8 protein-coding genes and 1 pseudogene are annotated in these 9,112 nt (G+C 61.5%); 7 read left to right on the plus strand and 2 right to left on the minus strand.

The genetic code is table 11. The features are described 5' to 3' along the window. The 7 genes and pseudogenes from H0V34_14820 to H0V34_14850 form a co-directional block, all read left to right on the plus strand. The coding region (locus tag H0V34_14820) for an amino acid permease (GenBank protein ID MBA2492896.1) at positions 1-1,278 on the plus strand (1,278 nt) is incomplete at its 5' end. Between the two features lie 164 nt (positions 1,279-1,442). Then, entirely contained in the window at positions 1,443-3,416 is a 1,974-nt protein-coding gene (locus H0V34_14825; protein MBA2492897.1) for an amino acid permease, read from the plus strand. A 159-nt stretch (positions 3,417-3,575) separates the two neighbouring features. Then, positions 3,576-4,166 (plus strand): antibiotic biosynthesis monooxygenase, encoded by a 591-nt coding sequence (locus H0V34_14830; protein ID MBA2492898.1) that lies wholly within the window; start codon positions 3,576-3,578, stop codon positions 4,164-4,166. Positions 4,167-4,365: 199 nt separating this feature from the next. Then, positions 4,366-5,680 (plus strand): annotated as a pseudogene (locus H0V34_14835) (amino acid permease). Beyond that, positions 5,670-6,200, plus strand: a complete 531-nt coding sequence (locus tag H0V34_14840; protein MBA2492899.1) for a methyltransferase domain-containing protein — start codon at positions 5,670-5,672, stop codon at positions 6,198-6,200. Before H0V34_14835 ends, H0V34_14840 begins: the two are co-directional and overlap by 11 nt. A gap of 28 nt (positions 6,201-6,228) precedes the next feature. Continuing rightward, positions 6,229-6,798, plus strand: a complete 570-nt coding sequence (locus H0V34_14845; protein MBA2492900.1) for a hypothetical protein — start codon at positions 6,229-6,231, stop codon at positions 6,796-6,798. Positions 6,799-7,057: 259 nt separating this feature from the next. Then, positions 7,058-7,348 carry a hypothetical protein gene (locus tag H0V34_14850; GenBank protein MBA2492901.1) on the plus strand — a complete coding sequence of 97 codons (291 nt, stop codon included), beginning with the start codon at positions 7,058-7,060 and terminating at the stop codon, positions 7,346-7,348. Positions 7,349-7,483: 135 nt separating this feature from the next. Here the strand turns inward: H0V34_14850 and H0V34_14855 are convergent, their stop codons facing one another. Next, positions 7,484-7,705: a twitching motility protein PilT gene (locus H0V34_14855; protein MBA2492902.1), complete on the minus strand. Its 222-nt coding sequence runs from the start codon at positions 7,703-7,705 to the stop codon at positions 7,484-7,486. A gap of 55 nt (positions 7,706-7,760) precedes the next feature. After that, positions 7,761-9,112: MFS transporter (locus H0V34_14860; GenBank protein ID MBA2492903.1), on the minus strand; the 1,352-nt coding region annotated here is incomplete at its 5' end.

The raw sequence follows: 9,112 nt of genomic DNA on the forward strand, positions 1-9,112 counted from the left end.
GGCATCGGCGCCATCATCGGGGCCGGCGTATTTGTGTTGAGCGGCATCGCTGCGGCCACGCAGGCGGGACCCGCCGTGGCATTGTCGTTTGTCGTCGCCGGCACGGCCTGTGCGTTCACAGCGCTCGCTTACGCGGAGCTTGCCGCCGCGATCGGGGGCGCCGGCAGCGCTTATGGTTACGCCTACGCCGGTTTTGGCGAACTGATCGCCTGGATCATCGGCTGGGATCTCATTCTGGAATATTCGCTGGCCGTGGCGGTGGTCGCCATCGGCTGGTCGGGGTACGTGAATAACGCGCTCACGAGCATGGGGCTGACGTTACCGGCCACGTTGCTGCGCGGGCCGGCCGAACGCGGTATCGTAGATCTGCCGGCCGCGGGGATCATTCTGATTCTGGCGGGTCTGCTGATGCTGGGGGTGCGGGAAAGCGCGCGCTTCAACGCCGTGATCGTGTTTATCAAGCTGACCGCCATCGCGGTATTTATCGGCGTGGCGCTGTTTCACGTCGAGCCCGCGAACTGGCAGCCGTTCATGCCGTTCGGGTGGAGCGGCGTAATGGGCGGCGCGGCGCTGGTGTTTTTCGCCTATATCGGTTTCGACGCAGTCTCGACGGCGGCGGAAGAGACGCGCAATCCGCAGCGAGACCTGCCCATCGGCATCCTCACATCGCTGTCGTTTTGCACCATCATCTATATCATCGTCGGTCTGTTGCTTACCGGCATCGCGCCGTACGCCAGCCTGAACGTCGCCTCACCCGTCGCCTTCGCGCTGTCCCAGGCTGGTGCGCGCTGGGCAGCGGCGGTAGTGTCGGCCGGCGCGATCGCGGGATTGACCACGGTGATGCTGGTGATGTTTTATGGCCAGACGCGCATCCTGTTCGCCATGTCCCGCGACGGCCTGCTGCCGCCCGTATTCGCTCGGTTGAACGCGAAAACGCGCACGCCGATCAGGGCGATCGGGGTGTGCGGCGTGACAATCGCATTGATCGCGGGCTTCGCGCCGATCTCGGCGGTCGCCGAACTCGTGAATATCGGGACGCTGGCGGCCTTCGTGCTGGTGAGCGCCGGGGTGATCGCGCTGCGTCATCAGCAGCCGGATCTCAAACGCCCGTTTCGCGAGCCCTTCAGCCCCGTCATCCCCGTGCTCGGCATACTTTTCTGTCTCTATCTGATCTTCAGTCTGCAGTACATTACCTGGTTGGGATTCGCCATCTGGACGGCTCTGGGCCTCATTGTTTACTTCGCATTCTCGCGGCGCCACAGTGCGCTGGCGTCCTGAGAACGTCTTCGGAAATAATTTTCATTGGTCGGTTCCAGTAGGCAGCGCCGCGGACGCCGGCCTGATTGGGCCAACGACGCTCCCGGACGATATCCACCTCGCATGCACGTTGCATTGAACGCCATCGCGGACGGTCCGGAGGATGCCTGGTGACCTGGGATCAACTGAAGACCCGCGTGCATCGCACGGTCATCGGCCCCCCACGCGATCCGCTCGCGCCCGCAACGCGCCAGAGCATAACGCTGGTCGCGTTTCTCGCCTGGGTGGGTCTGGGCGCCGATGGCCTTTCTTCGTCTACGTACGGCCCCGAGCAGGGGTTTCTAGCGCTGGGCGAGCATACGGGACTGGCGTTGCTGCTGGCGTTGGTGACGATGGTGACCGTGTTCATCATCGCGCTTTCATACAACCAGGTTATCGAGCTGTTCCCGACCGGCGGCGGCGGCTACAAGGTCGCCACGCGGCTGCTCAACCGGCGCCTGGGGCTCTTGTCCGGCGCGGCACTGATCGTGGATTACGTGCTTACCATCGCCATTTCCATCGCCGCCGGTGTGGATGCGCTGTTCAGCTTTCTGCCGGCGGGCTGGCATTTCCTCAAACCCGAAGCCGCCGTGCTGCTGCTCAGTTTGCTGGTGATCCTCAATCTGCGTGGCGTCAAGGAATCCATCTACGTGCTGCTGCCGATATTTCTCGGTTTCGTGATCACGCACGTGGGGCTGATCATCTATGGCATCGGTGCGCAGGCGCATCGCTTCGACGAGACGGTGGCGCTGACGGTCGAGCACATCACCACCCTGAACGACGAAACCGGCATTCTGTTCGCAATCGCGCTGTTTATCCGCGCCTACGGCATCGGCGGCGGTACCTACACCGGCATTGAGGCCGTATCGAACACCGTGAATCTGCTGAAAGAGCCGCGCGTTCGTACCGGCAAGCTGACGATGTTCTACACTGCGCTGTCGCTGGCGTTCACGGCGGGCGGCACCATGCTTCTGTACCTGCTGTGGAACGTACAGCCCACCGCCGGCGAGACGCTGAACGCGGTTACCTTCGGCAAGATCATGGGCGATTGGCAACTGGGCGGCTGGCACTTTGGCGAACCGGCGCTGATCATCGTATTGCTGCTGGAGACGGGACTCTTGTTCGTGGCGGCCAACGCCGGGTTCATCGGCGGGCCCGCGACTTTGGCCAACATGGCGGTTAATCACTGGGTTCCGCACCGGTTCAGCCAGCTTTCGGATCGCCTGGTCACCAAGAACGGCGTGTTGCTGATGGGTGGCGCGGCACTGGGTATATTGCTGGGCAGCGGCGGCCACGTCGAGTTTCTGGTGATTGTCTACAGCATCAGCGTGTTTCTGACGTTTTCACTGACGTTGATGGGACTCACCTTCTACTGGTGGCGGCGCAGGCGCAACGACCGTGGCTGGTGGCGGCGCATGCTGCTCACCCTGACCGGGCTCATTATTACGGCCAGCATCTTTCTGGTATTAACCATCGGACGCTTTGCCGATGGGGGCTGGCTGGCGGTGCTGCTGATTGGCCTGCTGGTGATATTCTGTTACTGCATTTCGCGACATTACCGCAACGTGCGCCGAACTCTCACGTCGCTGGACGAAATCCTGACGCAACTGCCCGCGCCCACGACGGGGACGTCACCACAGCTTCGTGACGGCGAGCCGGCGGCCGTGTTTTTCGTTTCTGACTATCGAGGCGTCGGCATCCATACCCTGCTCAACGCACAACGGCTGTTTCCCGACCGCTTCCGGAATTTCGTATTTCTGACCACCGGAGTGGTCGATACGGTCTGCATCAAGGAGGACCAGCAGATCCTGGATCTGCAACGCGATGTCGATAACCAGCTCAAACAGTACGTGCGCTTCTGCCACGCGCACGGCATGGCGGCCGCGAGTTACTCCTCGTTCAGCACCGATCCGGTGGAAGCCGGCACGCAACTCGCCGAGCAGGTGATGGAACGCTTTCCCAACAGTGTGTTTTTCGCCGGCACCCTGATTTTCCGTCAGGAGAACCTGTTTACCCGCCTGCTGCACAACCACACGGCGTACGCGCTCCAGCAGCGCCTGCACCTGAAAGGGGTGCCGCTGATCATCATGCCCATGCGCCTTGAGACCACGGCGGGCTGAACGCCGCTTGTGTGTCTGTTCCATAGCCGGGCATCGCGTTGTGGCTCCGCGCGCAAGCCCGTCATATCCGACCCGCAACTGACCTTGTATATTAAACATCGCACTTCACTATCATCGTATGCATCGTGGCCGAGGTACGGCCGGCAGCTTTCGTGAGCGATCATCCCGACATGGGCGCACCATCCGTGCCGGAAGAAGGCCCGGTCACCGCGATCGTCGCGGCGGATAAAGCGTGGCCGCGGCCAGGAGTACGAAGACTGGCTGAAAGGCATCCTGAGCGCCGCGCGCGCATTTCCGGGGTTTCTCGGCGTGAACGTGATACGGCCCTCCGGCAGCGCTGACTGCGATTACGTGATCCTGTTGCGGTTCGAGTCGCAGGCGACGCTCACGGCGTGGGAGAATTCGTCCGAGCGCCGCGCGTGGTACAACCGGATGCGCGACTGCATCGTGGAGGGTGACGCCAGAATCGAGCACATGACGGGCCTTGAGTTCTGGTTCACCTCGCCGCAGGCGGCGACCCTCACGCAACCGCCGCGCTACAAGATGGTCATCGTGCTGGTGGTGGTGCTGTTCTGCATGCTCAACACCCTGGCACCGCTGTATGGCGGACTGCTGGGCAATCTGCATCCGCTGCTGCGTTCTTTCATCCTGATCGTCACCCAGGTGATACTGATGACCTACGTCATCATGCCGCTGCTGTCACGGCTGTTCTCGCGCTGGTTATACGGCAGCCCGACCCAACGCCATTGATCCGCCAGACGCTTGCCGAGGGGCTTTTATCCGACGTTAAGCCTAATTGATTGCGGCATGGTTCATGCCGACCATATCTCGGTCGTACGCATTGCCGCCGCCTTCGCTCATCATCTCCAGTGCCTTCCGGAATGAGCAGCCCCGCCGCCTCACAGTGGTACGTGACCTGAACGGCCGCGCGACAGCGATACCGCGGCCGATGCTCACGTGTCTGGACGGCATGGGGCTGATCGTCGGCATTGTGGTTGGCGCCGGCATCTTCAGCGCACCCGCGCTTGTTGCCGGCAACGCCGGAAGTCCTGTTCTGATGCTGTCCGCCTGGGTGCTGGGCGGGCTGATCTCGCTGGCCGGGGCGATGTGCTACGCCGAGCTTGCGAGCCTGCACCCTCACCCCGGAGGCGATTACCACTACTTCAAACTGGCGTACGGCAACTCTGTATCGTTTCTGTTCGCCTGGGCGCGTTTGACGGTAATCCCGACCGGCTCAATCGCACTGCTGGCATTTGTGGTCGGCGACTACGCCTCGCAGATCTGGCCGCTGGGGGCGCGCTCGTCTTCGGTGTACGCGGCGCTGAACGTCTCGGGTTTGCGGCAGGGCAAATGGACGCAAAACCTGCTTACGGTGCTCGAAGTGACGGGTGTGGGCCTGGTGATCGTGGCCGGGCTGTGGCTGTCGGCCGCCCCGCCTTCGCCCACCGCGCCGGGCGATCCGACAAGCACGAACTGGGGGCTGATCCTGGTGTTCGTGATGATGACGTACGGCGGCTGGAACGAAGCCGCTTACATTTCCGCGGAATTGCGCCACCCTGAGCGCAACATCGCGCGCGTGCTGTTCTGGAGCATCGCCGCCGTCACGACGCTTTATGTGCTGGTGAATCTCGCGTATTTGAACGCGCTGGGTCTGGCCGGCACGAGCGACTCGGACGCAATCGCCGCCGACGTGATGCGGCAGGATTTTGGCGAAATCGGCGCGCGGCTGGTCAGCCTGTTCATCGCGATCGCCGCCCTGACGTCAGCCAACGCGACGATATTGATGGGCGCGCGAGTGACGTACGCCTTCGGCCGCGACGTGCGCCTGTTCTCCGCGCTCGGGCGCTGGCGAGGCAGCGCGCCGGTCAATGCGCTGCTGGTGCAGGCTGGCATCGCGCTTGCCCTGGTGCTGCTGGGGACGACCACGCGCAGCGGCTTCGAAACCATGGTTGAATTCACGGCGCCGGTGTTCTGGTTCTTTTTCCTGCTCGCCGGCGTGTCGCTGTTCATGCTGCGCGCGCGTGAACCCGGGCCGCGCCCGTTCCCCGTGCCGGTATCCGCTGACGCCGATCGTGTTCTGCTTGACCTGCGCTTATCTGCTCTACGCCAGCCTCGCGCACACCGGCATCGGCGCGCTGTTCGGCGTCGCGGTGCTCGTGTGCGGCGTGCCTGTGTTGTGGCTGGCGCGCGTACGTGCGCCCCGATCGCCGGCCGCGGCGCGTCAACCGACCTCCCCCAACCGAGCAACATCCAATGTCCAGTAAATGGTTAATCGCGCTGGTCTTCATCACGAGCCTGAACGCAGACGCCATACAACCGACGCATCCCTACGTGGCCTACGTACCGACGCCGCAGCCGGTGGTCTACCACATGCTGGAGCTTGCCGATGTGCGACGCGATGACATGGTGTACGACCTCGGTTCGGGCGACGGGCGCATCGTGATCAGCGCGGCGAAACGCTACGGTGCGCACGGCGTCGGCATCGACATCGATCCCCGACGCGTGGACGAGGCGCGGGAAAACGCGCGCAAGGCCGGCGTCCACGGACGCGTCACGTTCCGGCAGGTCGATCTGTTCGAGACCGATTTGAGCCCGGCCACGGTGGTTACGCTTTACCTGCTGCCCAGCGTGAACGAGCGTCTTATGCCGAAACTGCTGGACGAACTTGCACCGGGCACGCCGATCGTGTCGCACGATTTCGCCATAGGCGACTGGAAGCCGCAACACACGGATAACATGGACGGTCACGTGATTTACATGTGGACGGTGCCCGAGCCGAACTGACCCACCCGGCTTGAACTGGCGGTAGCGCGTGAATACGCCGGCCCATGCGGTCATCAACTGGCTGATCCTCGGGCGCGGAGACCGCCCCGAACTCGCCGTGCCCATCGTCGCCGGCTCGCTGCTGCCCGACCTGTCGATGATTGTGTTTTACATCTATCTCAAGGCGCTGGGCACGCAGGAGAGCGTGATCTGGAGCGTGCATTATCACCAGCGCCAGTGGCAGGCATTTTTCGACGTATTCAATTCCATCCACCTTATACTTGCGGGACTGGCGATCTCCTGGCGGCTCCGCGCCACACGCTGGGCCGCCTTTTTCGCCGGCATGGGCTTGCATGTTCTGTTCGATCTGCCGCTGCACCATGACGACGCCCACCGCCATTTCTTCCCGTTCTCCGACTGGCGCTTTTTTAGCCCGATCTCGTACTGGGATCCCGCGCATTACGGCGACATCGTAAGCGCCTGCGAGATAGTTGTTGTAGCCGTGGGCAGCGTCGTGCTTTGGCGGCGTTACGAAAGCATGTGTCTACGGCTTATGTGCGCCGCGCTGGCGCTGAGTTATTCGCTGCATTGGATATATGTATTCGCCGTGTGGGCCTGAAGAAAACTGCGCTTATCGCCAAGCGCGAGATGGACTGGCGGATGCTGCTCTTTACTGACTATCGGTTTAAACAGGTACAATCGAAATCCTTATGACCGGCAAGTTCGACGTCTCGCGCTATCGCCCCCGTGTCGTAAACGGATTTCGCCATTGTGAACGGGCGCTGATGCCAATGCGTCGACCATGGCGGCGATATGTCGCTTACCTTTAACTATATCGATGTAGAATACTTGCCAAGACAGAGCACTGCCTTTAATCCATGCATACTGACAGCCAAATATTAATCCTGCTTGCTAAGTGCGAGGCGGCAGCAGGAAGAAGACTCAAAGAGGTTCGCGGGAATTTAAAGTCTAAAGGCTGGCTTCCCGATTCATGGCAATTTCACATGCTCAGAATCGCAAAGATTAGTGATCGCTATTGGCTCTTCGAAAACAATCGTCAGGAAGGTATTTTCTCCAGCGCTGAGGAAGCGGCGGAGATCGCTTCAAGTATGTATAAGCCGTTTCCATCGCACATCTTTTGGCCCCGAAGGTATCCAACTGAATCCTGATAGCGGGGTTCCTGCCCAACTAAGTGAATGGACCTTGGAGCTAGAGCAGCGGTAACTAGGTCTAACCTAACTCCTCCACTGCGATTTCGATGAGATTGCCAAACACCAACAGTCCTGAAATCCCGCCAGCGCATGCTATCGCACAATGCGTACCTGAATGGCATGCTTCAGTTTCTGCCAAACTTTATCGGTGGTAAATACCGGCACGCCCAGATCGAGGCCGCAGCTCAAGCAGGCGCGATCGCCGAGAGAGAGTCCATAACGTCGCGTGGACTGCCAGAGCGAAGCCGCGATTTCTGCTTCCTCCGGCGTGAACGGCAATACTGCGCCCAGAACGAGATCCATAGCCCCCAGCATACTAAGCCCAGTATTGGGGTGCACCTTGAATCAGTTCAACTTATGCCTGATATGCTTACTCCGCCGTCAACGGCGTGGCGATATCCTCAAGGCTTCTGCGCTCGGCGTCTACGCCGATGAAGACTTCGACCAGCCCCGCGGCGATCATCAACGCAGCGCCGAGCACATAGCCCATGAACACATCGGCGGCGCGTGCGGTTTCGATCAGCGCGCCGAACACCAGCGGGCCGGAGATGCCGCCAACCGCGGTGCCAATGGCGAAAAAGAACGCGATCGCCAGCGCGCGGATCTCCATCGGGAATACCTCGCTGGCGGTGAGGTACGCAGCACTCGCGCCGGCCGAGGCAAAGAAAAAGATTACCATCCAGGCCAAGGTTTGCGTCACCGCTGTCAGCACGCCCTGCACGAACAGGTAACCGGTGCCCGCGAGCAGCAGACCGGCGAGAATGTACGTGCCGGAGATCATCGCGCGCCGCCCGATCGTATCGAACTGCGGCCCCAGCAGCGCGGGCCCGAGAAAATTGCCGATCGCGAACGGGATCAGATAGAGCGGCGCGGTGCCGGCCGGCACGCCGTAGAAAGTCGTCAGTACGAGTACGTAAGTAAAAAAAATCGCGTTGTACAGAAACGCCTGGCCGGTGAACAGCGAGAAACACAACCACGCACGCTTTGGGTAAACCTTGAACATCGTTCGCGCGATGGTGATGAACCCGATGCTTCCGCGCTGCCGCACGGTGATTGACGTTTCCGGCTCTGGCAGCGGTTCTCCGAGCTTGTTCTCGATCTCTTTTTCGATGCCATCGACCAGCGCCTCGGCTTCGTGCGCGCGACCATGAATGTACAACCAGCGCGGGCTTTCCGGCACGTGACGGCGCACCAGCAATATGCCAAGGCCCAAAATCGCGCCCAGACCGAACGCGAGCCGCCAGCCGAGGTCAGCGGCGAAGATGTCCGTGTCGAGCAGAATCACGGAGAGACCAGCGCCCCCGGCGACGCCTACCCAGTATGAGCCGTTAATAAACAACGCCACGCGACCGCGCAGACGCGCGGGTATTAGTTCGTCGATGGCGGAATTGATGGCCGCGTATTCGCCGCCGATGCCCGCGCCGGTAAAAAACCGGCACAGGTAAAACCACCATGCGCTGGTGACGAATGCGGTCAGCACGGTGGCGGCGAGATAAAGACCTAAGGTGATGAGAAAGAGCTTCTTGCGGCCGTAACGATCGGCGAGATACCCGAAGAGCAGCGCGCCGCTCACCGCACCGGCGATATAAATCGCGCCGGCCAATCCGATCTGCGCGGCGTCTAGCGCCAGCCCGCTGCCGGGTTCCGAAAGCCTGCCCGCGACCGCGCTGACGATGGTGACCTCCAGCCCGTCGAGGATCCACACCGTGCCCAGACCGATAA

This window comes from Gammaproteobacteria bacterium (assembly GCA_013696315.1).
GTDB lineage: Bacteria > Pseudomonadota > Gammaproteobacteria > JACCYU01 > JACCYU01 > JACCYU01.

Coding starts and splice junctions, on each gene's coding strand:
- H0V34_14840 (MBA2492899.1), top strand. CDS start 5,670: ATGTCCAGTAAATGGTTAATCGCGCTGGTCTTCATCACGAGCCTGAAC.
- H0V34_14850 (MBA2492901.1), top strand. CDS start 7,058: ATGCATACTGACAGCCAAATATTAATCCTGCTTGCTAAGTGCGAGGCG.
- H0V34_14855 (MBA2492902.1), bottom strand. CDS start 7,705: ATGCTGGGGGCTATGGATCTCGTTCTGGGCGCAGTATTGCCGTTCACG.